At 37.3% G+C, this 26035-nt stretch carries 22 protein-coding genes and 1 riboswitch; of the genes, 2 read left to right on the forward strand and 20 right to left on the reverse strand.

Going from position 1 to position 26035, the window contains the following annotated elements:
- Positions 1–44 precede the first annotated feature (44 nt).
- The 4 genes from purK to RV13_RS07490 all read right to left on the reverse strand — a co-directional run bounded on the left by purK (position 45) and on the right by RV13_RS07490 (position 3719).
- Complete coding sequence (gene purK, locus RV13_RS07475) at positions 45–1166, reverse strand: 5-(carboxyamino)imidazole ribonucleotide synthase (RefSeq protein WP_174520516.1); 1122 nt, start codon at positions 1164–1166, stop codon at positions 45–47.
- Positions 1159–1647: a 5-(carboxyamino)imidazole ribonucleotide mutase gene (purE, locus tag RV13_RS07480; protein ID WP_010744948.1), complete on the reverse strand. Its 489-nt coding sequence runs from the start codon at positions 1645–1647 to the stop codon at positions 1159–1161. The genes purK and purE overlap by 8 nt, the downstream gene beginning before the upstream one ends.
- Positions 1648–1852: 205 nt before the next feature.
- Entirely contained in the window at positions 1853–3136 is a 1284-nt protein-coding gene (locus RV13_RS07485; protein WP_010744949.1) for a nucleobase:cation symporter-2 family protein, read from the reverse strand.
- Between the two features lies 1 nt (position 3137).
- Complete coding sequence (locus RV13_RS07490; RefSeq protein ID WP_010744950.1) at positions 3138–3719, reverse strand: xanthine phosphoribosyltransferase; 582 nt, start codon at positions 3717–3719, stop codon at positions 3138–3140.
- Positions 3720–3801: 82 nt separating this feature from the next.
- Positions 3802–3899, reverse strand: a riboswitch (purine riboswitch).
- Positions 3900–4144: 245 nt separating this feature from the next.
- Here RV13_RS07490 and RV13_RS07495 point away from each other — a divergent pair.
- On the forward strand, positions 4145–5062 hold the full coding sequence (locus RV13_RS07495; protein ID WP_060789466.1) for a magnesium transporter CorA family protein: 918 nt from the start codon (positions 4145–4147) through the stop codon (positions 5060–5062).
- Positions 5063–5169: 107 nt separating this feature from the next.
- On the opposite strand, the gene tdcB is transcribed toward RV13_RS07495, so the two are convergent.
- From tdcB to clpB, 6 genes are all read right to left on the reverse strand, one after another.
- On the reverse strand, positions 5170–6177 hold the full coding sequence (tdcB, locus tag RV13_RS07500; protein ID WP_010744952.1) for a bifunctional threonine ammonia-lyase/L-serine ammonia-lyase TdcB: 1008 nt from the start codon (positions 6175–6177) through the stop codon (positions 5170–5172).
- Positions 6177–7286: an alanine dehydrogenase gene (gene ald / locus RV13_RS07505; RefSeq protein WP_010744953.1), complete on the reverse strand. Its 1110-nt coding sequence runs from the start codon at positions 7284–7286 to the stop codon at positions 6177–6179. The genes tdcB and ald overlap by 1 nt, the downstream gene beginning before the upstream one ends.
- Before the next feature lie 337 nt (positions 7287–7623).
- On the reverse strand, positions 7624–8061 hold the full coding sequence (locus RV13_RS07510) for a Fur family transcriptional regulator (protein ID WP_010744954.1): 438 nt from the start codon (positions 8059–8061) through the stop codon (positions 7624–7626).
- Positions 8062–8154: 93 nt separating this feature from the next.
- On the reverse strand, positions 8155–9084 hold the full coding sequence (cysK, locus tag RV13_RS07515; RefSeq protein WP_010744955.1) for a cysteine synthase A: 930 nt from the start codon (positions 9082–9084) through the stop codon (positions 8155–8157).
- 230 nt (positions 9085–9314) lie between these two features.
- Complete coding sequence (locus RV13_RS07520) at positions 9315–10163, reverse strand: glucosaminidase domain-containing protein (RefSeq protein WP_010744956.1); 849 nt, start codon at positions 10161–10163, stop codon at positions 9315–9317.
- 266 nt (positions 10164–10429) lie between these two features.
- The gene (gene clpB, locus RV13_RS07525; protein ID WP_010744957.1) at positions 10430–13033 is read right to left on the reverse strand and encodes an ATP-dependent chaperone ClpB; all 2604 of its coding nucleotides are present in this window, start codon (positions 13031–13033) and stop codon (positions 10430–10432) included.
- Between the two features lie 302 nt (positions 13034–13335).
- Here clpB and RV13_RS07530 point away from each other — a divergent pair, with 302 nt between their 5' ends.
- Entirely contained in the window at positions 13336–14346 is a 1011-nt protein-coding gene (locus tag RV13_RS07530; RefSeq protein WP_010744958.1) for a zinc-binding alcohol dehydrogenase family protein, read from the forward strand.
- A 61-nt stretch (positions 14347–14407) separates the two neighbouring features.
- Here the strand turns inward: RV13_RS07530 and RV13_RS07535 are convergent, their stop codons facing one another.
- The 10 genes from RV13_RS07535 to polA all read right to left on the reverse strand — a co-directional run bounded on the left by RV13_RS07535 (position 14408) and on the right by polA (position 25958).
- Positions 14408–15442 carry a lysylphosphatidylglycerol synthase transmembrane domain-containing protein gene (locus RV13_RS07535; RefSeq protein WP_010744959.1) on the reverse strand — a complete coding sequence of 345 codons (1035 nt, stop codon included), beginning with the start codon at positions 15440–15442 and terminating at the stop codon, positions 14408–14410.
- Positions 15443–15541: 99 nt separating this feature from the next.
- Complete coding sequence (gene pepT, locus RV13_RS07540; protein ID WP_010744960.1) at positions 15542–16771, reverse strand: peptidase T; 1230 nt, start codon at positions 16769–16771, stop codon at positions 15542–15544.
- Between the two features lie 23 nt (positions 16772–16794).
- Positions 16795–17916 carry a Nif3-like dinuclear metal center hexameric protein gene (locus RV13_RS07545; protein WP_028021207.1) on the reverse strand — a complete coding sequence of 374 codons (1122 nt, stop codon included), beginning with the start codon at positions 17914–17916 and terminating at the stop codon, positions 16795–16797.
- Entirely contained in the window at positions 17897–18610 is a 714-nt protein-coding gene (locus RV13_RS07550; protein WP_010744962.1) for a tRNA (adenine(22)-N(1))-methyltransferase, read from the reverse strand. Before RV13_RS07550 ends, RV13_RS07545 begins: the two co-directional genes overlap by 20 nt.
- A gap of 118 nt (positions 18611–18728) precedes the next feature.
- Entirely contained in the window at positions 18729–19655 is a 927-nt protein-coding gene (dnaI, locus tag RV13_RS07555) for a primosomal protein DnaI (protein ID WP_010744963.1), read from the reverse strand.
- On the reverse strand, positions 19655–20965 hold the full coding sequence (locus tag RV13_RS07560) for a DnaD domain protein (protein WP_010744964.1): 1311 nt from the start codon (positions 20963–20965) through the stop codon (positions 19655–19657). Before RV13_RS07560 ends, dnaI begins: the two co-directional genes overlap by 1 nt.
- Before the next feature lie 11 nt (positions 20966–20976).
- Positions 20977–21450 carry a transcriptional regulator NrdR gene (gene nrdR, locus RV13_RS07565; RefSeq protein WP_010744965.1) on the reverse strand — a complete coding sequence of 158 codons (474 nt, stop codon included), beginning with the start codon at positions 21448–21450 and terminating at the stop codon, positions 20977–20979.
- Between the two features lie 186 nt (positions 21451–21636).
- The gene (coaE, locus tag RV13_RS07570) at positions 21637–22236 is read right to left on the reverse strand and encodes a dephospho-CoA kinase (protein ID WP_010744966.1); all 600 of its coding nucleotides are present in this window, start codon (positions 22234–22236) and stop codon (positions 21637–21639) included.
- A gap of 2 nt (positions 22237–22238) precedes the next feature.
- Positions 22239–23072 carry a DNA-formamidopyrimidine glycosylase gene (gene mutM / locus RV13_RS07575; RefSeq protein ID WP_010744967.1) on the reverse strand — a complete coding sequence of 278 codons (834 nt, stop codon included), beginning with the start codon at positions 23070–23072 and terminating at the stop codon, positions 22239–22241.
- 246 nt (positions 23073–23318) lie between these two features.
- Entirely contained in the window at positions 23319–25958 is a 2640-nt protein-coding gene (gene polA / locus RV13_RS07580) for a DNA polymerase I (protein WP_010744968.1), read from the reverse strand.
- Between the last annotated feature and the right edge of the window lie 77 nt (positions 25959–26035).

The raw sequence follows: 26035 nt of genomic DNA on the forward strand, positions 1-26035 counted from the left end.
TATCTCCTTGTCATGTTTAATGTATTGACATTTTTTTTACATTATTAATCCCATGTTTCAGTTTTTTTAATGTCGTCCAATGTACGTTGAATGCTTTCAGTCAGAATAGTTACATGTCCCATCTTGCGTCCTTTTTTTGGCATTGCTTTCCCATAATAATGGAAATGCCAGTCTGGCCATAAGTCGATCAATTCATAGGTTTTCAGTAAATTCTCACCTAAAACATTTACCATTACAGCATTCGATAATAATTTTGGTTCACTTAAAGGCCAGCCGCAAATCCCGCGGATATGAGCATCAAATTGACTCATCGTGCAGGCTTCAATCGTATAATGTCCAGAATTATGCGGGCGTGGTGCAATTTCGTTTACGTACAATGCCCCTGATTTTGTCAGGAAAAATTCTACACAGAGTGTCCCTACCAAGTCCACGCCTTGTGCAATTACTTTCGCAATACGAGCAGCTTCCTTTGCAACAGCTGAATCAATTCCTGCCGGCGCGATTGTCTCATGCAATATATTATTCCGATGAACATTTTCCACTACTGGAAATGTGACATAGTCACCAATATTATTACCAGCTACTTGAACAGATAATTCTTTTTCAAAAGGAATCCATGCTTCTAAAACACAAGTACCTTGACGTAACAAATTCATTGATGGTGCCAAATCAGCGGTGCTTTTCAATACATATTGACCGTGTCCATCGTACCCACCGCGAGTTGTTTTCAACACACAGGGATAGCCGATGCCTTCGATAGCATCTTGGATATCTGTTGGACTAATGATTGTCGCATATGGAGCAATCACGATATTATTGTTTTCTAAGAAAGATTTTTCCATCAAGCGATCCTGACTAATCGCCAAAAGATCTGTGCCTTGAGGAATATTAGCAAAATGCTGAATGTGATTAATGGTATCAACATCTACGTTCTCAAATTCGTAAGTGATTACCTGTGATCTGCGAGCCATTTCTTCCAAAGCCATTTGATCATCATAATCAGCAACGATATGCCAATCCGAAACTTGCGCAGCTGGACAGTCTTCAGTCGGATCGATCACACCTGTACGAAAACCCATTTCCTTTGCACTGATAGCCATCATACGGCCTAATTGTCCTCCGCCTACGATACCTATCGTAGAGCCTGGTTGTAACGATTTAACCAAGTTGTTCACTACTTTCCAATACAGATTGTGTCATTTGCTGACGCTTTTCTTCCAAGCGTTCAGCTACTTTTTTATCATACATTGAAAGCATCTGTGCCGCAAGTAGTCCAGCGTTTATTGCACCAGCTTTTCCGATAGCTGTCGTTGCAACTGGAACACCTCCTGGCATTTGTACGATTGATAATAAAGAATCTAACCCATTTAAGGTCCTAGATTGTACAGGAACTCCGATCACCGGCAACGTCGTTTTGGCTGCGACCATTCCTGGTAAATGTGCGGCACCACCTGCACCAGCGATAATTACTTTAATTCCTCTTTCTCGAGCTTTTTCGGCAAATTCAAACATTAAATCTGGTGTTCGATGGGCCGAAACCACTCGCTTTTCATAAGTAACCCCTACTTCATCGAGACTTTCACAAGCGTGCTTCATTGTTTCCCAATCAGACGTACTGCCCATAATAACTGCAACTTCTGGATTCATAAATTGCTCCTTTCTCCTATTGAACAATCATTTTTTCTCAAGAAAAACGACTCATTTATTGAGTCAAATACCGTAATTCAAACTTATTTTAGCAATACCCTTTTAGTAAGTCAAAGTTAAATTCGAATATTACAAGATACTTTTAATCCAATGTTCGTGTTTATTATCGAGAAAAAATAAACGCGGTTGATACCGCGCTTACCCTTTACTTCTTTTCCTTTTTATATCCATGAAACAAAAGATTTAAAATGATCGCTGATAAGCTGCTCATTACAATCCCATTTCCAGTAAACATTTGAACCGTTTCTGGTAATTTTGAAAACAACGTTGGCATCGTGTTGAAACCTAATCCAAACCCAATTGAAATCGCAATAATCAATAAATTCTTTTCATCATTAAAATCAACCTTCGAAAGCATCTTTATTCCTTGTACTGCGACCATTCCGAACATTACTAACATTCCGCCACCTAAAACAGGCTCAGGGATAATCTGGGCTAAAGCACCTACTTTCGGAAAAAGACCTAAAACAATCAAAAAGAATGCTGAAAAATAAATTGGACGCCGTGTTTTAATTCCAGATAATTGTACAAGCCCAACATTTTGTGAAAATCCCGTATAAGGAAATGTATTGAATAAGCCACCTAAAATAACAGCCAAACCTTCTGCACGATAACCTCTTTTTAAATCATCTTCCTGCACTTTTTTTCCAACAATATCACCTAATGCAAAATATACACCAGTTGATTCTACCATGCTCACGATAGAAATAATTATCATTAATAGAATAGAAAAAGGCTCAAACTTTGGTGTGCCAAAATAAAAAGGTTGAGGAACATGGAACATTGGTGCATGCCCAATCGCCGCTAAATCAACTTGTCCTAATAGTGCAGCGAGAACCGTGCCACCAACTAGTCCAACTAATACAGCGATAGATCGTAAAAATCCCCGGCCAAATACTTGCACTGCCAAAATCAATAGAATTGTGACAAAGGCTAGCAATAAATTTGTCGTATCACCAAACGTTTTTGCTGCAGCGTCTCCACCGCCCATTTTAGTAATAGCTACCGGAATCAATGTTAATCCGATAGTTGTAATAACCGTCCCTGTCACGATAGGCGGAAATAGTTTTTCTACCTTAGAAAAGAAACCTGAAATCAATACAACAAAAATTCCCGCAGCAATAATCGATCCGTATACCGTACCGACACCGTGCGTTTGTCCGATCAAAATCAATGGAGCGACCGCTTGAATTGCACAGCCTAACACAACAGGCAAACCAATTCCAAAAAATTTGTTGACCGTCAATTGCAGTAAAGTTGCAATCCCGCACATGAAGATATCAATGGAAATCAAATAAGTCATTTGTGCTTCATTGAATCCCAATCCTGTACCTATCAAAAGCGGCACAGCCACTGCTCCTGCATACATCGCCAAAAGATGCTGCAATCCTAATACTGCTGATTTTCCGTTTCCTGTTTCACTTGTCACTCTATGCGTCCTCCTCGATAAACGTTACTTTACCATCATGTAAGGAAGAGATTCTGGCTAAGGAAACAACTGGAATACTCATGTCTTCAATTAATTGCCGGCCATCTTGGAAAGATTTCTCGATCAAAATTCCAATTCCTGCCACATTGGCTCCAGCTTGCTGACATAATTCAATTAATCCCTTAGCAGCTTGACCGTTCGCTAAAAAATCATCGACTAATAACACATTGTCCTCTGCAGAAAGGAATTTACGAGAAATAGAAATCGTACTAGTTACTTGTTTAGTAAAGGAGTAAACAGAAGCGGTCAATAGCTCTTCATCCATGGTTAGGCTTTTTGACTTACGAGCAAAGATCATTGGCACCTTTAAAGCTTGCGCAGCATATACTGCAGGAGCAATTCCTGAAGCTTCAATTGTTACGACTTTAGTGATTTTTTTATCCGCAAATACTTCGGCTAATCGTTTGCCCATTGCGTCCATTAATTCAGGATCTACTTGATGTGTGATGAACTCATCAACTTTTAGCACACCTTCACCTAAAACACGCCCATTGTCTTTGATACGATCTGTCAATTCTTTCATGATAATTTTCTCCTTTTCATTTCTTTTCGTTTTTTGATTAATACAAAAAACGCACCTCATCTGCAAAGCAAAAAAGGTACGTAACCGTACGTTTTTTGCTTATAGTCCTGCGTTTACGGCACAAGGTAGAAACTGTCATCCATATTATGACGATATATAAGCTTATTTCCAATGAAAATTTTCATTGAAGTTTATGAAATATGAAGATTATTATAGCAGATACAGAGTCACTGTAAACTAGAATTGTTTCAAATGAGAAGAATAATAGCTGAATTAAATGATTGTCTCACTTTTATAAAAATTTCTTGTATTATTTAAGAAAGAATAGCTCTTAAACAAATTTAACGATTCAAAATAATTGGCAATCAATTAGCAATTTGAGATGATTGAAGAAAAATACTTATACTTTAAGGAGGTTCTTATCATTGATTAAGTACTTTTCTATTTCAAATGGTGGCATACAGGCAAATGCTCATAACGGAAATTGGTTATCTGTTTCTAATCCGACCGACGAGGAGAAGGAACAATTACATAATGTCTATGAGCTGCCTAAAAATTTCTTTTCTCTTGGTAGAAAGTATTCTAATGTTTCTTTTTTTAAGAAATATCAAACGGAAGACAAAAAACCGCTATGTCTTATGCTTTTTACTGATATCAAATCTATTGATGACCCAGAATCTCTATCCTCTTCTGTTTCTATCTTCCTTACATCAGATGTTCTGATCACTGTTTGTGAAAAACCGTTAATTGATGAAGTTCTAGAAAATTATGAATCTGAGATTTTTACTAAAGCAGGACTGATTTTACATACCTTACAGATCATTAATGAACACTATCTTATTTTTTTGCGAAAACAAAGAAAGATGATTGAGGAAATCAGTCAAGGCACATCAAATGGATCAAATAAAAATATTTTGGAGAAAGCTACTGATACAGAGAAAAGATTAGTGTATATTGACAATCTTTTAAAAGAGCAGCGTCGAACAATTACACATTTGCTAGACTCTAGCTTGGTTTCTTCTGACCGTGATTTGGCAATTGAAATTGAATTGCAGACAAAGCAAGCCACCACATCCGTCCAAATCTATCGAGAAATGCTCGGCTCCATTAGCGGACTGATTGACAGCATGATGGATAATCGCTTGAATCAACTGATGAAATTTTTGAATACAGCTTCCTTATTGCTCGCGCTGCCAACATTGATATTCAGTCTCTGGGGAATCAATACAGGGGGTCTGCTATGGAAAGATTCAGAGATTGGCTCTATTATGGTTGTATTGCTTGCATTAATTGTTTCGATTGTGAGCGGTATTTATCTGTTCAAAAAAGATTACGATGCTTAATCAAAAAAGTAACGGCAAACTGAGGGGCTCACCCTAACTAGGATTTTTGTATCTCTTTGTCCTAGTCAGGGAAGCATATCAATCCGCCGTTACTTATTTTTTTAAACTTATTTTAATTCATTTGCTACTGAGAAGTGACCAATAACGTCAGTGATACGGTTCAGATCCACATTACCACCTGAAACGACAGCAACAACTTTTTTACCATTGACATAGTCATCAACTTTACCAGAAAGAATCGCAGCTGTAGCTAATGCACCAGCTCCTTCAACTACAATTTTTGTTCGTTGAATCAGGTCTTTCATTGCTAATTCAATTTCTTGCTCAGAAACCGTCACCATATCATCAACTAATTCTTCAACAACCTCGAACGTCAGATTTCCTGGAAATTCCACTGCACATCCATCAGCGATTGTTGCGGCTTTTTTATAGCCAACTTTGTGTCCCGCACGGAATGAGGCGGTCATACCATGAATATTATCCGCTTGTACCCCAATAATATTGATATTCGGATTAAATGTTTTCATCGCGACAGCAATTCCAGCGATTAAACCGCCACCACCAACAGGTACGATCACAGTATCAACATCCCAAATTGAATCCAAGATTTCAAGTCCGATCGTCCCTTGTCCAGCCATCACAAATTCATCATCGTAAGGCGGGATATAAGTTACCCCTGTTTCCTCAACGATTTTTTCGCAATACGCTTTCGCATCATCAAAACCAGCCCCATGAAGGATGACTTTTGAGCCATACCCTTCAGTTGCTTCGACTTTTGCTTTTGGTGCCGTTTCAGGCATTACAATCGTACTCTTGATTCCTAACAATTTAGAAGTCAATGCAACCCCTTGAGCATGATTGCCAGCAGATACAGCAATAACACCTTTGTCCTTTTCTTCTTGGGTCAAGTGAGCAATTTTATTGAATGCACCACGGAATTTAAACGAACCAGTTAGCTGCATATTTTCCAATTTCAAAAATACTTGTCCACCAGTTTTCGCAGTTAAGAACATTGACTGAATTAGCGGTGTCACTCGTCCATATTGTTTGACCACATTTTTTGCCTCATGGATATCTTCAATTGACACAGGTAACTTTGTCATTGTGTCTGTCATTATAGAACATCTCCTACCTCTGTATAAGTAACATCTATGGAATCAGCCAGAGCTTTAGAAACAACTTTTCCGTTGTAGACACTCAAACCCGATAATAATGAGTCATCAGATTTTAATGCCCCATCTAATCCTTTCACGCTAACGTCTTTAAGGAAAGAGATGTTTCCTTTTGCTAAAGCAATTGTCGCTGTTCTTGGTGTTGCCCCTGGCATATTTGGTACAGCATAGTGAATAACATTATGTTTAATAAAGACAGGGTCTGCATGATTGGTTGGTTTGTCTATTGTTTCAACAGTTCCACCTTGATCAATAGCAATATCAACAATTACTGAGCCTGGTTTCATTGATTCAACCATATATTCTTTCACTAATTTCGGTGGTTTCGCGCCTGGAATTAAGACTGTTGAAATAAAAACATCTGCCTCTTTGATTTTTTCTTCTAAGTTTGCTGTATTCGAAACAATCACTTCTACATCATGTTCTTTATAGCGATCTTGTAATTGTTTGATACGATTTTCATTTACCTCAAGAATGACAACGCGGCAACCAATACCAACAGCCATATCTGCAGCATTTTCTGCAGCGTTTCCTCCACCTAAAATGACAACAGTTCCAGCCTCAACCCCGTCGATTCCTGGTAGTAAAATTCCTTCGCCGCCGTGTTGTTTTTCTAAATAATATTGCCCTAAATTGACTGCGCGACGCCCAGCAATAGCACTCATTGGTTTCAATAATTCTAGAACACCATTGATTGAGATATTTTCACCTGATAAGGCAGTCACACCGACTTCCATCATTTTTTCAACGCAAGCTTTATTTGCAGCTAAGTGTAAGAAGCCCCAGATAATTTGACCTTTTTTGAAATAGTGATATTCACTTTCCATCGGTTCTTTTACTTTTACAATCAATTCTGCAGTCCAAGCGGTATCTGTATCTACAATCTTACCACCTGCTTCAACGTATTGTTCATTCGTAAAGCCTGAACCCGCACCAGCATTATTATCAACAAGAACTTCGTTTCCTGCTTCTACTAAAATTTTTACATTTTCTGGTGTCATGCCTACACGTGCCTCACCTTGTTTTGGATCTTTAATTACACCAATTTTCATGGTAAATCACTCCTAAAGAATTATTATTGAAGTTCTTTAACTTCTAAACAAGTTTAATATATCACAATACTTTTTAGAAGCAACGATCAAGCTTCAAGTGTTATTGATATCTCATTTATCTAGAAATACCATTCATTAAACGAAAAAAAATTATCTAATAACGCTTATAAAACAGCATTGTTAGATAAGAATCTTTTCATTTTAGTATTTTATATTCTCTTCAAAAAGTTTTTTTAAGAAAAAATAAAGCAAACGTTATCATAATTTTATGTGATTTTTCTCATTAGCTAAAATGAATAATTTTGTTATCTTAAATGAAAATAAAAAAGCTGAGGAATTATTCCTCAGCTTTTTTTTGACAATCTGGACATAAACCATACACTTCTAAGCGGTGTTTATTAATTTGATATCCTGTCAGTTTACTAGACGCCATTTCAACATCTTCTAATCCTGGATAGAAGAAATCAACGATTTTTCCGCAGTCCGTACAGATTGCATGATAGTGCTGCTGATTCGTAAAATCAAAGCGACTTGCCGCATCACCATAATTCATCTCCTGGACAATACCGATCTCAACGAATTTTCTCAAATTGTTGTACACAGTAGCCACGCTCATATTCGGGAAGCGGCTTTCTAGTGAACGAAAAATTTCATCAGCTGTTGGATGATTACGGTACTGGATCAAATACTCTAAAATGGCATAACGTTGTGGCGTGATTCGGACTCCGCCGGCCTTTAATTCTTTGACCGCTCGATCGACTGCCTCATTTACCATATAAGCCCCTCCTAATTGTATTCTATATTAAAATGATACTATTATCTGAGGGGAAATACTAGTTGGATTCAAAAATTAATGTTTTTCATAAAGTTATTGGTTAAATTGAAATAATTCAGTAGACAAGTATCTCTCACCATTGTCTGGTAACAAAACCAATACTTTCTGATCAGGATTCATCTCTTTAGCTACCTTTATTGCTACAAATAAAGCCGCACCTGAAGATACTCCTACAAGAATTCCTTCTTTTTTTGCGATTTCTCTAGCAGTTTCCATAGCTTCACTGCTGCTTACAGGTAACACTTGATCGTAAATCTCCGTGTTTAAGATGCTTGGGACGAAACCAGCGCCAATTCCTTGGATTTTATGTGGTCCAGACTGACCACCTTCTAAAACTGGTGATTCTTCGGGCTCTACCGCATAAATCTTGATATCTGTATACATGCGTTTAAGCTCATTTCCAACACCAGTGATTGTACCACCTGTTCCTACACCGGCAACAAAAGCATCTAATCCATTTTTTTCAAATGCATTTACAATCTCTTTCGCCGTTGTTTCTTCATGTACTTTTGGATTTGACGGATTATCGAATTGCGCAGGAAGAAACCAATTATTTTCTTCAGCAAGTTCCTTCGCTTTTGCGATTGCACCCTTCATCCCCTCAGTTCCAGGTGTTAGAACTAGCTTAGCTCCATAAGCTTGCATTAGCTTTCTTCGTTCGATACTCATTGTTTCTGGCATTACTAAAATAACTGGATAACCCTTGGCTGCCCCAACCATAGCTAAACCGATGCCTGTATTGCCAGAGGTTGGCTCGATAATTGTCATACCATCTTTTAATTTACCGCTTTTTTCTGCATCCTCGATCATTCTTAAGGCAATTCGATCTTTTACACTGCCTCCAGGATTAAAGGATTCTACTTTAACATAAACTTGTGCCATATCCTCTGATGGCAAGTTTCTAAGTTTTACAATGGGTGTATCACCAATTGTATCCAAAATAGAATTATAGATTTTTGTCATTCTCCTCGCTCCATTCCTTACCTTATGTAAGTTATCTTATCGAATATTTTAGAAAGATGCGAGAATTTCGACTCTAAAAAACTTTCTATAGACTATTTCTTAATGAACTATCTATTTTAAAGTCGCAGTTCGTCTCTCATTATATCAATTTTTAAATAAAACAAAATAGATAATGAAAATTAAGTCAAAAAAAAATGGAGTATTTTACTCCATTTTTCAAGTTCTTAAAATTAAATGACGATTGTATCTCCAGGCATAATTGTTGAATCAGAACTCCAACCGTTATCTGCTAATAGTTGGTCAACGCTGATTCCGAATTTTTCAGCAATTCCCCAAATTGAATCACCAGATTGTACCGTATACGATTGACCACTGGCTTGAGAAGACGAACTAGTTTGCTCAGTTGCCTGAACATCTGTAGCTGGTGCTTGAACAGCCGTGCCTGATCCCGGTGTATCAAAACGAGTTAAATTATATGTCTGAATTAAGGAGATCAATTTGCTAGAATATCCTGGATCTGTTGCATAACGACCAGTTAAATAGACTGCAGCATCTTGATAACTATTTGTGTGACTCTTCCATGCACCTGCGTAATATGAGCTAGTTAAGAGGCTCGCATGTGCTTGAAATGATTCCGCATAGCTACTATAAACTGCAAAAGGTTCATTCATTGTTACCCATTGACCATTTAAGTATTCCTGTGTGCTCATAGTTACCGATGGACCACCACTATATTCTTTCACACCGAATAAATTGTAATAAGGAGCAGCAGATAATTGAGAACTTCCAAAACCTGTTTCTACTAATGCTTGAGCGACCATAATAGATGCGTATAGATCATTTGAAGCTGAAACTTGCATAGCAGAAGCACCTAATTGTTCGATAAATGTCGATTGATTTTGAACTTGACCGGTTTCAGCTGCGCTAGCTTTTATCGTGTTTGTATTCAAAACAGCTGGTGATAGAATCATTGCTGTACCTAATAAAGGCACAGTTCTTTTAGCCATCTTTAAGCGTTTCTCTTTTTGTTGTGTTTTTATATAATTGTACTTTTCAATGCGGGTTTTAAATTGGTTCATTGTTTACCTCCAAGTAACCTTTGCAGAACTCTTCATTTTTGATTACTTTAAAAGTATAAAGCATTAACAATTAACAAACAATTTAAACACTACAAATTCACTAATTTGTCATTACTTCGTAATATGTGTAATGTAAAAGTTGCTATTTTTCTGCAATGAAATGCTTGATTTTTTTTGTATTTTTCTTATAACTTTTCATTTCTATAAAAGAAGTGAAGTAGCGGATTATATCTCTACTTCACTCCTTTTTTGTTTACATAATCTTTTTATATGTCTATTGACTGATTCTGAAAGACTAGTTGATCATCAAGTAACTCGATAGACACTTTTGTTTTCGGCAACACGCGTCCTGCGATAATTTCTTTAGCCAAAGGCGTCTCTACCTCTCGAGTAATAAATCGTTTCAACGGCCTAGCCCCGTATTGTGGTTCATAGGCTTTCTCCGCAATCCAGCTTTTTGCATCCTCAGTTATGTCTAATTGAATCTCTTGCTCTTCTAAGCGATGAGATAAATGCTGAATAATTTTTTCCACGATTCCTTTTACGTCATTCAAGCTTAATGGTGTAAAAAGAATAGTATCATCAATTCGATTTAAAAATTCAGGCTTAAAGTGTCCTCGTAGCATACTTAATACTTGTTCTTTCGTTGCTTCAGGAATATCCCCTTCTGCAGTTACGCCATCTAAAAGAACTTGCGAACCAATATTGCTGGTCATAATCAATACGGTATTCTTAAAATCAACTAATCGACCTTTAGAGTCTGTTAATCGACCATCATCCAGTACTTGCAGCAAAATATTAAATACATCAGGATGAGCTTTTTCTATTTCATCTAATAAAATGATTGTATACGGGTTTCGACGAACGGCTTCTGTCAATTGACCGCCTTCCTCGTAACCTATATAACCTGGAGGTGCTCCAACGAGCCGTGACACTGAATGTTTTTCCATGTACTCGCTCATATCAATTCGAACCATATGATCTTCTGAATCGAATAGGTTTTCTGCCAAGGCTTTGGCAAGCTCTGTTTTACCGACTCCTGTTGGTCCCAGGAACAAGAAAGAGCCTAACGGACGATTTGGATCCTGTAACCCTGCACGTGAACGTAATACAGCATCACTCACAGCATCCACAGCTTCATCCTGGCCAATCACACGACGGTGTAGTGTACTATTTAAACTTAGTAATTTTTCACGTTCACCTTCTACTAATTTGGTAACAGGAATACCTGTTAAACGTCCAACTACTTGTGCAATTTCATTTTCTGTTACTGATTCCTGAACCATTTTGATATCATTTTTCTGATTTTTCGCTTCCAATTCGGCTAATTCTTTTTCTAGATTTGGAATCGTGCCATGACGTAGAACTGCAGCACGCTCTAAGTCATAATTGTTTTCTGCATCTTCCAACTCATGTTTTGCCTGATCGATTTCTGCACGTTTATTAGAAACCACATTGACTTCTTCTTTTTCAGTCTCCCATTGCAATTTCATCGCATTCGTTTCTTCACGAAGGTCAGCCAATTCTTCCTGCAAATTTTCTAGTCGTTTTTTGCTTGCGTCGTCGCTTTCTTTTTTTAATGCCGCTTCTTCAATTTCTAGTTGCATTAAACGTCGCGTCACTTGGTCCAGTTCAGTCGGCATAGAGTTCATTTCAACACGAATACTAGCGCTCGCTTCATCCACTAAATCAATCGCTTTATCGGGTAAGAAACGATCTGTAATATATCGATCTGACAATGTTGCTGCAGCTACTAATGCATTATCATGAATATTTACACCATGATGGATTTCGAAGCGTTCTTTTAAACCGCGCAATATACTGATCGTATCCTCAACGGTGGGTTCTTTCACTAGGACCTTCTGAAAGCGGCGTTCTAAAGCTTTATCCTTTTCCATGTATTGACGATATTCGTCTAACGTAGTCGCACCAATCAAATGTAGTTCGCCACGCGCCAACATTGGTTTTAAAATATTTCCAGCGTCCATACTGCCTTCTGTTTTTCCGGCGCCAACAATATTATGAATTTCATCGATAAAGAGTAAAATGCGCCCATCTGATTTTTTTACTTCTTTTAGAACGGCCTTTAAGCGTTCTTCAAATTCACCACGAAATTTCGCACCAGCGATTAAGGAGCCCATGTCCAAAGAAAAAACTGTTTTATCCTTAAGATTTTCTGGAACATCCTTCCGAACGATACGCTGCGCTAATCCTTCTACAATAGCTGTTTTTCCTACACCAGGTTCGCCGATCAAAACAGGATTATTTTTGGTTTTTCGTGAAAGAATACGAATCACATCGCGAATTTCCTCATCGCGACCAATGATAGGATCTTGCTTGCCGTTTTTAACTTGCTGAACCAAATCAACTCCATATTTTTCTAACGCTTTATAGGTTTCTTCCTGATTTTGTGAAGTCACACGATCTCCTCCTCGCATCTCTTCAATATTTTTCTGTACTTCCTTTTCATTTAATCCTTGCTCATTCAAATATTTCGTCAAGGAGTAATTTTTTAATTTCATTAATGCTAATATGACAATTTCTGTTGATAAAAAATCATCTTGAAATTTGTCTCTAAGTTTATCTGCTTCATTTAATAGATTAAATAAATTTTGACTAAGGTTCTGTCCATACTGGACGTTTCCACCACTTATAGTTGGGTATTCATCCAATAATTTGTCTACTTCTTGCTCAAACTGGTCAACATCAATACCCGCATCCGTATAAAAATTCCTGCCAAAGTGATTAGGCTGCAAAAATATCTTCCATACATGAGCAATATCAATTTCCTGATGATGTCTCGTAACAGCAATCTGCTGAGCTTCAGCAATCGCTTCTTGTAAAGTTGTCGTCATTTTTTCGATATTCATAAACATACCTCCGACATTATTAATGGTTTACAAATAATAGTATATACTTTTGGTCAGTAAAGGTCAAACTATTCACTCACTAAAATCAAAGTTTATTATTATGAAGAAAATCAAAATAATGCTACAATTCTTTCATTGCTAAATAGGAAACAGCTTGTCCGCCTTACTTATGAATTAGCTAATTTTATCTTTTTAAATGAGAGCTTCATTAAGTATAAGATTAGCTGTATGACTATACAACGTGAAAATCAAACTCATTTTTATTAAAAATGGGTACACAATTGGATAAGGAGAGTGATTCGATGATTTCTCGCGTAATCGGATTCGAAAAAGGTTTTCTGCTTTCAGAAGGGAACCACTTCGAAACGTACGAAGTAATGCTTCCTAAATTAAATAAGCTTGATCTGGTTGTAAAAAACTTAGCTGTTTCAATAAATCCTGTTGACACAAAATTGAGACAAAGTGGCAAAGGAACTCCTCAACCCCATGTCTTAGGATTTGATAGTGTTGGCATTGTCACCCAACTAGGTAGCGATGTTAAAAATTTTGAGGTTGGAGATCGAGTGCTATTTGCCGGTACTACCAAAAGATTTGGCAGCTACAGCGAAAATCAAGTCGTTGACTCCCGAATCGTCGCAAAACTGCCAGGCGGCATTTCTACCGACGAAGCTGCAGCGTTGCCGCTAACCTTCATCACTGCTTATGAAATGCTATTTGAAAAAATGGAATTGATACCTGAGGAAGGTCAAAATAATGGCACAATCTTAATTATCAATGGCGCTGGAGGTGTTGGTTCGTTAGCGACGCAATTAGCAAAATGGGCTGGTCTAACTGTGATTACCACTGCCTCTCGTAAAGAAAGTAAAGAATGGTCTGAAAAAATGGGAGCTGATCACGTGATTGATCACCATAAAGACCTGACTAAACAATTAAGAAAGATTGGACATCCATCCTTGCCATACATATTAATTCTTCATTCGACAGATCGTTATTTTGAGGAAATGAGTGATTTACTGGAACCCTTTGGTCATCTCGGATCAATTGTAGGAGCAAATAAAGATGTAGATTTAACGAAATTAAAAAATAAATCTGGCAGTTTTGATTGGGAATATATGTTTGCTAAAACCGATTATGACTACAACATCGCTTCACAAGGAGCAATTTTAGCTTTACTTGTTCAGCTGATGAATGAGAAAAAGATCAAAAGTACGTTAACGAAGATTATTCCTGGTTTTTCTCCAGATGTTTTTTATCAAGCCCACCAATTTATTGAAGAAGATAAAATGATTGGGAAACTCGTCGTCCACTATTAAAATTTCAAAAGCTGTGTTTTTAGTTTTCAAAATATATAAAAAAGAAGTTAAACGAAAAGTATTAATCGTTAACTTCTTTTTTTGCTTCTTTAATTTCATGATTGATTTGCCGTTGCTTATTAATCAATACATAAATCATTCCAATTAAAAATGGCAATAAATATGTCGCATAACGATAAAGTAGCAGTGATGAAACTGCATCGACTTTGCCAACGACGTTGCGGAATAGGAGCACATAGACAAATTCAAAACCTCCGATTCCTCCTGGAGCTGGCAGTATACCACCAATGATTACTGTAAAACTGATCAACGCCACGGTCAACCATAGATCAATCGAAGAACGATCGTGGACTAAAATAAAAAAGGGAAGCATATACCAGACAGCTAATTTCGCCATATTTGAACAAAACACACGGATCATTGCATTTTTGTCATGAATAAAAGTTTGGATGGCACCACGCAAAGAGTAAACCTGATTGTTCACCTGATCCACAATATCTCGCAACTTCTGCGTTTTGAATAATCGATTACAGATCAGTACTAAGAGAACTTGCGCATTAACATTTAAACTTAGCACTAGTAAAGTCGAAATAATCAATAATGTAACAAGAATACCAGCAAGAACCAAAAAAATACCATTCGCAATATGCTGCTGAATTGCATCACTTTTTACGATTAAAAAGAACAACGCCCAGATCATTAAAGCAATTTTATAAGTCACCATTCGTAAAGCACTGGTACCTGTTCCTTCTGAGTACCGTAAATCTTTTTTATGGTAATAAATGACTTCAGACACAATCGATCCAGTACCAAAAGTAATGACACGATAAAAAGTCGCATAAGCCGATGCAAAAAAACCATCGCGAACGGTAAATGCCGTATTAAATTCACCTGCAATATTTTTAATTGTATACCCTTCGATAAGTTGACTAATCAACCCTAATCCTGTGACACCTATAAGTACCGGCAATGAAGTTCTGCCTAGTTCAGTAAAAATATCACTTAACGAATCGCGGACCACAAAGATGATAATTCCAATCATAACAACAAACAACAAAATATTTAGAATCAATTTCCGATTGATCGATAACTTCATTTTTTAGCCTCATTTTTATCTTTATTGCTATAGCCTAACACATGCGAAAGAGCAAAAAAAGAAAAAGCTTCAAGTTTCCTCAAAGCTTTTTCAAAAAAACTATTTTGCATTGTTTTCTATGATCTTCACAATCACGTCAACTGCTTTTTCCATGGTTTGTAATGAGACAAACTCAAAGCGTCCATGCATGTTTTCAGCACCAGCAAAGATATTAGGTGTTGGAATCCCCATGAAAGAAATTTTAGACCCGTCAGTTCCGCCTCGAATGGGTTCGATAATTGGTGTTACACCAACTTCTTCCATCGCCCCCTTGGCTAGATCAATAACGCTCATATCCTTTTCAATTATCTCACCCATATTATAGTATTGATCATACATGTTAATTTCTACTCGTGCTTGATCAAACTGACTATTCATTTTTGTTTGAAGCTCTAAAATCATTTGCTTGCGTTCTTCAAACTTCTCACGATCATGATCTCGAATGATGTATGTCATTTTTGCTTCTTCAACATTCCCATCAAGGGCCAATAAGTGGAAAAATCCTTCACGTCCATCTGTTTTTTCAGGACGGTCACCTTCTGGTAATTGATTATGGAAATCAATGGCCATTTGTAAAGCGTTGATCATTGTATTTTTAGCCGTTCCTGGATGAACATTTTTCCCATGCATAGTAATTTCAGCTTGTGCTGCACTAAATGTTTCATATTGCAATTCACCAATTGGACCACCATCCATTGTGTAAGCAAAATCTGTATTAAATTCTTTAACGTCGAATTTATCTGCACCAATTCCGATTTCTTCATCGGGACCAAAACCAACACGAACTTCCCCATGTTTGATTTCTGGATGATTGACTAAATATTCCATCGCAGTCATAATTTCAGCGATCCCTGATTTATCATCAGAACCAAGCAACGTAGATCCGTCAGTCGTAATCAATGTCTGGCCGGCATAGTTTTTCAAATTAGGAAAATCTTTTACATTTAGTGTATATTTTCCTTCTTCATCCAATTTAATAGTAGATTCACCATCATAATTTTCAACAATTTGTGGATTTACCCCTTCAGCATTGAAATCTGCTGTATCCATGTGAGAGATAAAGCCAATCGTCCGTGCTTCCTTGTCAAGATTGCTTGGCAAAGTAGCGATCACATAGCCGTTATTTTCATTATAAGTAATGTCCTTCATCCCAATTTTTTCTAATTCTTTCATCAGCTCATGGGCAAAGGCTACCTGTGTTTGAGTTGTTGGTGTTGTGGTGCTTGTCGCATCAGAACGAGTTTCTGTCTTAACATAATCTAAAAAGCGCGGTAATAAATTTTCGTACATCTTACTCTCTCCTTTAATGCTATTTATTTAAATGAAAAAGGATCTGTGGAAGTCTCTGATACTAAAAATTCAACATCCCAGTCTTCTTCATTTTTCCATTGGTTAAATAGAGTCACCATCTTTTCTTTGCAGAGCGACTCAATATAATGCCCTGGATCTATCACCAACATACCTGTTTCCTGCATATCGTGTGCAGTATGGTAATAAACATCACCGGTGATATAAACATCTGCATTCGCAGCTAGGGCCTCACGATAAAATTTCTCTCCACTTCCGCCGCAGATAGCTACTCGTTTAATACTCTCTTTGGCTGTACGGGGATAAACCACGCGCAAGCCTTCTAAGTTGAAAACTTTTTTCACTTTTTGAATAAACTCTTCTGTCGGTAGTGCTTCTTTTAATTCGCCAACGCGCCCAATTCCAAATTTTTCAGTTAAATTATCCAATTGATAAATATCATAAGCTGGTTCTTCATATGGATGGGCTTTTACCATTGCAGCAACGATTTCTGTTTGTCTTGTTTCTGGAAAAATTACTTCTATTTTACTTTCCTGAACTTGCTCAGGAACATTCGCGGTACCAATTGTCGGTTGTGCGTCATCATTTGGTGTGAAACGCCCCGTGCCGTTTAATGTAAAAGATGTAGCATGATAGTTTCCTTGTATCCCCGCTCCAGCTTCCGCTAATACTTGACGCATCTTTTTTGCATCCGATTGAGGTATATAGACAGCAAGCTTTTTCATTTTCACGGTATGTGTATGGACAAGGTAGTCCGTATCAAAGACTTCTAAAGCTTCGCAAAACCAATCATTCAAACCATTAGAAATGATGTCCATATTTGTATGAGCCGCATAAACAGCAATATCGTGCTTGATTAGGTCTGCATACATTTTCGTTTGTACATCATCTGTCGTTAACCGTGTAATTGCTCGGAAAATCGGTGGATGCTTCACAATTAATAAGTCAACTTTCTTGGCGATCGCTTCTTCAACAACTGCAGGGCGTACATCTAAGCTCATCATAATTCGATCAACATTCTTATTCAATGTACCTATATGAAGCCCTACTGGATCTCCATCTTCTGCTAACCACTCTGGACAATACTGCTTAAAACGCTGGATAAATTCACTTCCCTGCATCATCAAGTACCTCCTTGATCCATTCAATTTCTTGCGTAACATCTTGGATTTTTTCTGCTACATCCTGATCGCTTTGCCGCAAACTCGCTAAAATTTTTTCGCTTTTTTCCAACTTGTGCTGCCATTTTTTCATAAAAATCGCATTTTTTTCTTTACGCAAAATAGGACCGAATAAAAGTTCTTTTCCCGAATATTCAGGTCTTTCTGTTCCTTTTTCAGCTACAATTATTTCATATACCTTATTGTTTTCTTCGATAATTGCTTCATCGATAATCAGATAACTCTCGTCAAATAGCCATTGGCGTAATTGTCTTTCACCGACATTCGGTTGCAGGATAAGACGTTCATTTCCAGACAATCGATGTTTCTCTTTTCCTCGCTGTAAAATGTCCCGAATCAATACGCCACCCATCCCACAAATCGTGATCGCATTAATCTGATCATCCAATTCTACTGCTTCCAATCCATCGGCTAGACGAACATCGATATTTTTATCTAGGCCATTTTTAGCCACCTGCTTTTTTGCAGATTTGTATGGACCAACAACAACTTCTCCAGCAATCCCAAAAGATATTTTATTTTGAAGCATTAAAGCTACTGGTAAATAGGCATGGTCCGAACCAATATCTGCTAAACGTGCATCTTGTGGTACAAACTCAGCCGCTTTTTGTAATCGAAGCGATAAATCTTTGGCATTCATTACTTTCACATCCTAAAATAGATTATAACACTCCTTAAAAAAAGCGCCCCTAAAAAAGAGCTAAATGATAGCGCTTTTTAATAGGGCGTTTCTCTTTTTCTAAGAATTTTTTCGTTTTTTAACCATTTCGGCGATTTTCACCAATCACCCAAATTTCTTTACTTAAATATCGAACACGTTCCATGATCCGCTTTGCCTTCAATGGCTCTTCGTCTCCCCGCTGGGTGACAGATAAATGTTCTTCCAATTGATCCATATTAAAATTAGAAGAAAAGAAGGTTGGCAATTGCTCTTGCATACGATGTTGCAAAATTACTCCTAGAACTTCGTCACGAATCCATGCACTCATAGAATCGGCGCCGATATCATCAATCATTAAAATTGGGGCTCTCTTCACCTCATCAAGCTTTGGTCCCACTCTGTCATTGGAAATGGCCTGCTTCATTTCACCAGCAAAGGTTGGAAAATGTAGCAGCGTTGTTTCGAAGCCTTTTACAGCGAGTTCATGGGCAACGGCCCCTAACAAATAAGTTTTGCCAACTCCAAAATCTCCTACTAAATACAATGCTTTATGAAACATTTTAGGGCTCGACTCATATTGATTAATGAAATCCAGTGAAGCTTCTAATGCCTCACTTCGTCCAGAAGTAACTTCAAAACTTCGTATTGAAGCCTTACGGATATCCTTCGGCATGTCTAATGAATTGACACGATTACGAATCTCTTCTTCACGTTTTAAACGAAGCAACTCATCGGTTGGTACATATGTTACATCAATAAAATGAAAATTTAGACTTAATTGAGGCTCATAGCCCGGTGCAATCATCGTAGGATCAGAAGCTAAATACTTTTTCTTTTCTTGAACAAACTCATAAAGCTTTGCAAACGACTTCTCAATATCTGCTTGCGATAATTTTTCTTTGTGCTCTTCAATAAATTGACGAACATCCGGATCGGCCAAAACTTCTTCCATCATTTGGCGGTAACGACCATCGACCCCACGGCTCTTAATGATGCGATTCAACTCTTTTCCTACATCTTCCATCAATCGTCACCTTCTTTACTTAAATATTCCGCTAGTTTACGGTTCAACTCTGCTTCTTTTTCGGGAGTTAGCTTCTTCTCTTTCGGCGGCTGCTTAATATGCTCTGGCAAAGCCTCTTTTCGACCACTACGTTTTTGGTACACTGGACGTGTAGCTTGTGGTTTGCGAACCAATTTCTGATTATTTTTCCGCACATGACTGATGGCCTCTTCTGGTGTGGTAATTTTTTTCTGAGCCCAGTCATTAGCAATAGCATTTAAATAATTGGCATTAATCACAGCCTGATTTTGAATAACTAAAATGTAATTAATGATAATGTTAATCACACTTTTAGGTAATAAATTACGCCCAATTAGTTCTTCCAATAATCGAACTTCCGTATTGGTTTCGAATCCGCCCTTTTCACGCTTAATCGCTCGAAGAAAGGTAACCGGAGCAATTTTTTTACTTTGAGTGATAATTTCTAACTCCTGCGATGAGAAGTTTCCGGTAGTTGTTAGACTTTCTGATGGTATTTTTTTCGATTCAGCGGGTATATTCGGTCGTTTCTCTTTGTTGATAAGTTGACGCAAGTAATTAAAATTCAGCCCTTTTTCTTCACCGGCACTTGCTTTAGCAACATATTCTGCCAAATCCAATTCGTTCAATCCATATAGTCGCTGAAAAGTTTGTAGCTTCTCTCGCTCATCCAAAGTCATAATCAAATTGAACCGTTTTATCTGCTGAGTAAACAAGGTCCAATCAAAATCTGATTTATCTTCAAAAACTTCCTGTGTTCTCTCTAAAGAATCACTATGACTAGTAAAAGCAGTCTCATCAAAACGATATACGTCTCTAAATCTTTTTGTTATATTTTTGGCATTTTCAGTATCAAAGTTTTTCGGTTTAAAGCGTTCGACTAGACGTTCATATCGGTGTTTTCCAATTTTATCCATTAATAGGTAAGCCATTAATGGGTCTTGAAAGAATTTTTCAGGAACAAGCGGTGGGCGCAATTGATATATCAGGCTACTCCCCATCTCTTCATTCATCACTTCAAAGGTTTCTAATAGACCGATCCCTTCAAGCTTTTCACGAGCTTTTATCAAGTTTGTTAAGCCTGTATCAATAGCGGCTAATAAATCGGTGTGCATCAAGCTTTGACTTTTCCCATCTAACATAATATCGCTAATCAAGGTCAGGTATAAGCTTGACGCAGAGCTACCAATAATTGGCTGGTATAAATACAGCAAAGCATCTTGTTTACTTTGATCAAGTTGTGGCTCACCATAGACCGTATAAAAGGTGCTGGGTTTTAGTTGTTCTGCCACTAAAATGCCTCCTACTCTTCATCCGTTGACTTCGCTTTGTCAACGATCTCCTGTAATTCCTTTAAAAATACAGACATGTCTTTAAACTGTCGATAAACACTCGCAAAACGAATATAGGCGATTTCATCAACTTCCATCAAATCTTCCATGACAAATTCGCCAATTTGACTGGTTGGAATTTCATTTTCTCCCATGCTGCGCACACGATTTTCTACATGATCGACAATTTGTTCCATCTGCTCCATCGCTACTGGACGTTTTTCTGCAGAACGAATTAAGCCTCGTAAAATTTTGTCACGGCTAAATTCCTCTCGATCACCGTTACGCTTAACAACTAGCAGAGGAGCCGCTTCAATACGCTCAAAGGTTGTAAATCGAAACCCGCAGCTTTCACATTCTCTACGACGACGAATCGCTCGTCCATCATCAGTCTGTCGACTATCAATTACTCGGGAATTATTATGATTACATCTTGGACAACGCATAAATTCACCCACACTTTCTTATGATTGGTTAAATTCACTGATTAAACGTGAAATCTATTTGTTATATTGCATCGTTTTTTAAAAACAAAATTTTGTTGATTGAAAAAATTTATTTGTTTATATAACATGAGTTTACCATAACCAGCGCGCTAAAAAAAGCGTCGTAATACTACGACGCTGAATTCTTTAAGAAACAAATTTATTTATTCTTAGCCAATCCATAACTTGTTGACGTGTTGTTTCTTGGGAACCACAATTATCAATAATAATGTCCGCTCTTTTTTTCTTTTCATCCAATGAAAGCTGACTCCTAATTCGTTCTAATGCTTCGTCTTTGGGAAGGTTATTTCTTTTCATTAGCCGACTTAATTGAATTTCTGGAGTAACATAGACAACCGCTACTTTATCCATCAAAACTTGATAATTTCCTTCATACAATAATGGAACATCAACAATGACTAATTGATTGTTTTTTTTTGCCTTCTCCACCTGCGCTTCAATCTCACTTCGAATAAATGGATCAAGCGTTTTATTTAATTTTGCTCTTTTACCTTCATCATGAAAAATCATCTTGCCTAACTTTTCTCGATTTAAATTGTCCTGTTCATCAATAATTGCTGATCCGAAAGCCTGTTGTAAAGCTAGCAGCCCTTCTGTTCCAGGTTCAACCACTTTCCGCGCCACAATATCCCCATCCACAATCGGAAAACCCTCTGATCTAAAAATATCAACCACTGTCGATTTTCCGCTGGCAATTCCTCCAGTTATTCCTAAGACAAAACTCATTTTTACACCTTCTTCAATTTCTGACAATGAGGACAAAGATGCGTTCCTCTTTGAGCAACCTTGATTTTAATAATTGGTGTTCCGCAACGTGTACATGGCTTACCTGTCTGACCGTATACATGCAGCTCTTGCTGAAAGTGACCTGCTTCTCCCAAAGCATTTAAATAGGTTCGAATGGTCGTTCCTCCAGCTTTCTTCGCTTTATCAATCACTTCAATAATTGCTTCACGTAGGCGACGAACATTTTGAGGATTTAATGTGTTTGCTGGCTGTTCAGGATGGATTTTAGCCAACCATAAAACTTCATCAACATAAATATTACCTAAGCCTGCCACGACCTTTTGATTTAACAATAGAGGCTTAATCATAGTGGTTGATTTTTTAAGCTGTTTTTTGAAATCAACTAAGTTAAAATCTGCATCAGTTGGTTCCGGTCCTAACTGCGTCAATCCTTTATAATCTTTCGCCGTTCCTTTTTTCAATAAAGCCATCCGTCCGAATTTTCGTACGTCATGATAAATAAGTTCAGTACCATCTGTAAAAATGAAGCGAACATGACTATGCTTATCTAAAGGAGTCGGCTGATCAAAATATTCATATTTCCCTTCCATGCGCAAATGTGAGACCATCTCATAATGAGTCAATTGAAAAATCAAGTATTTTCCACGACGTTCAACTGTTTCTATAGTCTCTCCAATTAATTGTTGTTGAAAAATTTCTACTTCCGGAAATTCAACAATACGCGGCCAATAAACATCTATTTTTGCAATAGTCTTTCCCTGGACTAAAGAAACCAAACCTTTTCTGACTGTCTCAACTTCAGGTAATTCTGGCATAGCTATCATCCTAACTAGTAATAATTTCTTTCAAACCCGCTCAAACACATTACTATTTCTTAGTAAGTAAAAGTTCATAAATCTTCAGCTAGCATTTAACAAGTTTATCTTTAAGTTATCATTTTTCCGATCAAGCGAAAAATAGTTTGCTCTAAACTTGACTAGCCGGTTCGTATTGACTTCTATAAAAAAACTACACATTCATTTAACACACTACAAAAAGCTGGAATTTCTTCCAGCCTTACATTATTTTGCCTCGTACCATGTTTTTCCCCAATTACTATCAGTCAGTAATGGAACATCTAATTGAACTGTATTTTCCATAACTTCTTTAACTAATTTGTCAAGTTGTTCTAATTCACTTTCAGGGACCTCGAATACTAGCTCATCGTGTACTTGTAGGAGCATCGTTGCTTGCAGTTTTTCTTCTTCTAAACGTCTAGCCATTTCAATCATCGCTAATTTTAGAATATCCGCCGCACTTCCTTGAATCGGTGTATTAATTGCAGTACGTTCTGCAAATGATCGCAAATTAAAATTTCGGGCATTAATGTCAGGAAGATAACGCCGACGATTATACAAAGTAGCTGCATAGCCCTTATCTTTTGCTTCTCGTACACTTTCCTCCATATAACGTTTCACATCTGGATAGTTCTCAAAATAAGTATCGATATATTCCTGAGCCGCTTTACGCGTAATCCCTAAATTCTGTGATAATCCATAATCTGAAATACCATACACAATACCAAAGTTAACAGCCTTAGCATTACGACGCATATTTGGTGTAACCTCATCTTCACTCACACCAAAAACACGCATTGCAGTACTAGTATGGATATCCATACCGTCACGGAAGGCTTGCTTCAGATGTTCATCTCCAGAAATATGAGCTAAGACACGCAATTCAATCTGAGAATAATCAGAAGAATAGATCACCCAGTTTTCATCTCGAGGTACAAACGCTTGGCGAATTTTTCTTCCCTCTTCCAAACGAATGGGGATATTTTGCAAGTTAGGATCAACAGAACTCAAACGTCCAGTTTGCGTAAGGGTCTGAATATAGCGTGTATGGATCTTATTATCGCTTTGGATCACCTTCAACAAGCCTTCTACATAGGTCGATTGAATTTTAGCGATTTGTCGATAATTCAAAATGTGCTCAACAATTGGTGCCTGTTCACGAAGTTGCTCCAATACATCAACAGCTGTTGAGTAACCTGTCTTTGTTTTCTTAATAATCGGAAGCTGCATTTTTTCAAACAAGATAACACCAAGCTGTTTTGGTGAGTTGATATTAAACTCTTCACCTGCTTCTTGAAAAATCTTCTCTTCAATTTCCTGCAGACGTTTTGAGAACTCACCACGCATTGATTGTAATCTTTGCGCATCTACGGTAATACCAGCAATTTCCATTTCAGCAAGAATTCGAGAAAGCGGTAATTCCATTTCATAGAACAATTTGTCTTGTTTCTTTTCCTCTAATTCATTTTCTAATTTATCATTCAGAAAGTGAATAGCTTTAATCTTACGCGCCAGATGTCCAAAAAATACTTCATCATCTTCTGGTAGTCCCTTTTTAGCACCCTTACCATAAATCTGCTCATCTGTTTGAATTTCTGTGTAGCCGTAATATTGAGCCACTCCTGCAATATCATTACTATTGTCATTGGTATCTAATAGATAGGCTGCCAAAAGGACGTCAAAATTGATCCCTTCCGTTTTTGTAATATAGCGATCTAGCGCAACATAAGTGCGTTTTGCATCGTATACTTTCTTTCCGTTTGCTGTTTCTAACCATTTTTTAAATACGCTGCTGTCAAACAAAGCTAGCTCGTTTGTTACATAAATTTTTTCCTTCGTCCCCCAAGCAATACCGACAATATCAGAAAGGTGGTAATTGTCTTCTAACATTTCAACATACAAAGCAGAATCAGGACTGAACATATCTTCAGTAAATTCATCAACAACGTCAAACATAATATCTTCTAACTCAACTTCTTCTTCCTCAACATTTAGTTTGCTCAGAAATCCTTTGAAATCCATTTCTTTAAAGAAAGGAACTAATTTGTCTAGATCTTTTCCGTGATAAGCCAATTCATCTATGGAAATATCAACTGGTGCATCCAGCTTGATTGTGGCTAATTCTTTTGAAAGAAAGGCTTGTTCTTTGTCATTGATCAAATTTTCTTTCATTTTACTCTTCTTTAATTCATCAATGTTCTCATATACACCTTCAACACTACCAAATTGCTTTAATAATTTGATTGCTGTTTTTTCACCGACTTTTGTAACACCTGGGTAATTATCAGAGGTATCACCAGCTAGTCCCTTCATATCGATAATTTGATTTGGTGTTAATCCATCATATTTTTCAGCGACATGCTCAGGAGTATATGTTTCGATTTCACTAACACCTTTTACTGTAATGTCGACTTTTATTTTATCTGTAGCTAATTGTGTTAAGTCACGATCTCCTGATAACACAACCACCTCAAAGCCTTCTTCTGCCGCACGATGAGCCAACGTGCCAATAATGTCATCTGCCTCATAGTTATCTAATTCATAGTGTTTTACCCCTAATCCGACTAATAATTCTCGTAAGTACGGCATCTGCTCACGAAACTCACCAGGCGTTTTTGAACGTCCCCCTTTGTAATCAGAATACATGGCCGTGCGAAACGTTGTATTTCCCGCATCAAATGCGACTAAAACATGGGTTGGTTTTTCTTTTTCCATTACATTTTCAAACATGTTATTAAATGCATAGATAGCATTGGTATGTAACCCATTTTTATTTTTAAAACGCTCTAAAGAGTTATGCAAGGCAAAAAAAGCTCGGAAAGCTACACTGTTCCCGTCTACTAATAATAATTTATTTTCACTCATAAGTTCGACTCCTAATCCCATTAAGGTATTTATTTTCAAAATAAAGCTGATATTCAACAATTAAACGATTCCGCTAA

This window comes from Enterococcus raffinosus, assembly GCF_001886185.1.
Taxonomy (GTDB): Bacteria; Bacillota; Bacilli; order Lactobacillales; family Enterococcaceae; genus Enterococcus_A; species Enterococcus_A raffinosus.

Coding starts and splice junctions, on each gene's coding strand:
- clpB (WP_010744957.1), bottom strand. CDS start 13,033: ATGAATATCGAAAAAATGACGACAACTTTACAAGAAGCGATTGCTGAA.
- nrdR (WP_010744965.1), bottom strand. CDS start 21,450: ATGCGTTGTCCAAGATGTAATCATAATAATTCCCGAGTAATTGATAGT.
- pepT (WP_010744960.1), bottom strand. CDS start 16,771: ATGTACGAAAATTTATTACCGCGCTTTTTAGATTATGTTAAGACAGAA.
- coaE (WP_010744966.1), bottom strand. CDS start 22,236: ATGAGTTTTGTCTTAGGAATAACTGGAGGAATTGCCAGCGGAAAATCG.
- RV13_RS07520 (WP_010744956.1), bottom strand. CDS start 10,163: ATGAACCAATTTAAAACCCGCATTGAAAAGTACAATTATATAAAAACA.
- RV13_RS07535 (WP_010744959.1), bottom strand. CDS start 15,442: ATGAAGTTATCGATCAATCGGAAATTGATTCTAAATATTTTGTTGTTT.
- RV13_RS07550 (WP_010744962.1), bottom strand. CDS start 18,610: ATGAATGCCAAAGATTTATCGCTTCGATTACAAAAAGCGGCTGAGTTT.
- tdcB (WP_010744952.1), bottom strand. CDS start 6,177: ATGACAGACACAATGACAAAGTTACCTGTGTCAATTGAAGATATCCAT.
- cysK (WP_010744955.1), bottom strand. CDS start 9,084: ATGACAAAAATCTATAATTCTATTTTGGATACAATTGGTGATACACCC.
- ald (WP_010744953.1), bottom strand. CDS start 7,286: ATGAAAATTGGTGTAATTAAAGATCCAAAACAAGGTGAGGCACGTGTA.
- RV13_RS07530 (WP_010744958.1), top strand. CDS start 13,336: ATGATTTCTCGCGTAATCGGATTCGAAAAAGGTTTTCTGCTTTCAGAA.
- polA (WP_010744968.1), bottom strand. CDS start 25,958: ATGAGTGAAAATAAATTATTATTAGTAGACGGGAACAGTGTAGCTTTC.
- purE (WP_010744948.1), bottom strand. CDS start 1,647: ATGAATCCAGAAGTTGCAGTTATTATGGGCAGTACGTCTGATTGGGAA.
- dnaI (WP_010744963.1), bottom strand. CDS start 19,655: ATGGAAGATGTAGGAAAAGAGTTGAATCGCATCATTAAGAGCCGTGGG.
- mutM (WP_010744967.1), bottom strand. CDS start 23,072: ATGCCAGAATTACCTGAAGTTGAGACAGTCAGAAAAGGTTTGGTTTCT.
- RV13_RS07490 (WP_010744950.1), bottom strand. CDS start 3,719: ATGAAAGAATTGACAGATCGTATCAAAGACAATGGGCGTGTTTTAGGT.
- RV13_RS07510 (WP_010744954.1), bottom strand. CDS start 8,061: ATGGTAAATGAGGCAGTCGATCGAGCGGTCAAAGAATTAAAGGCCGGC.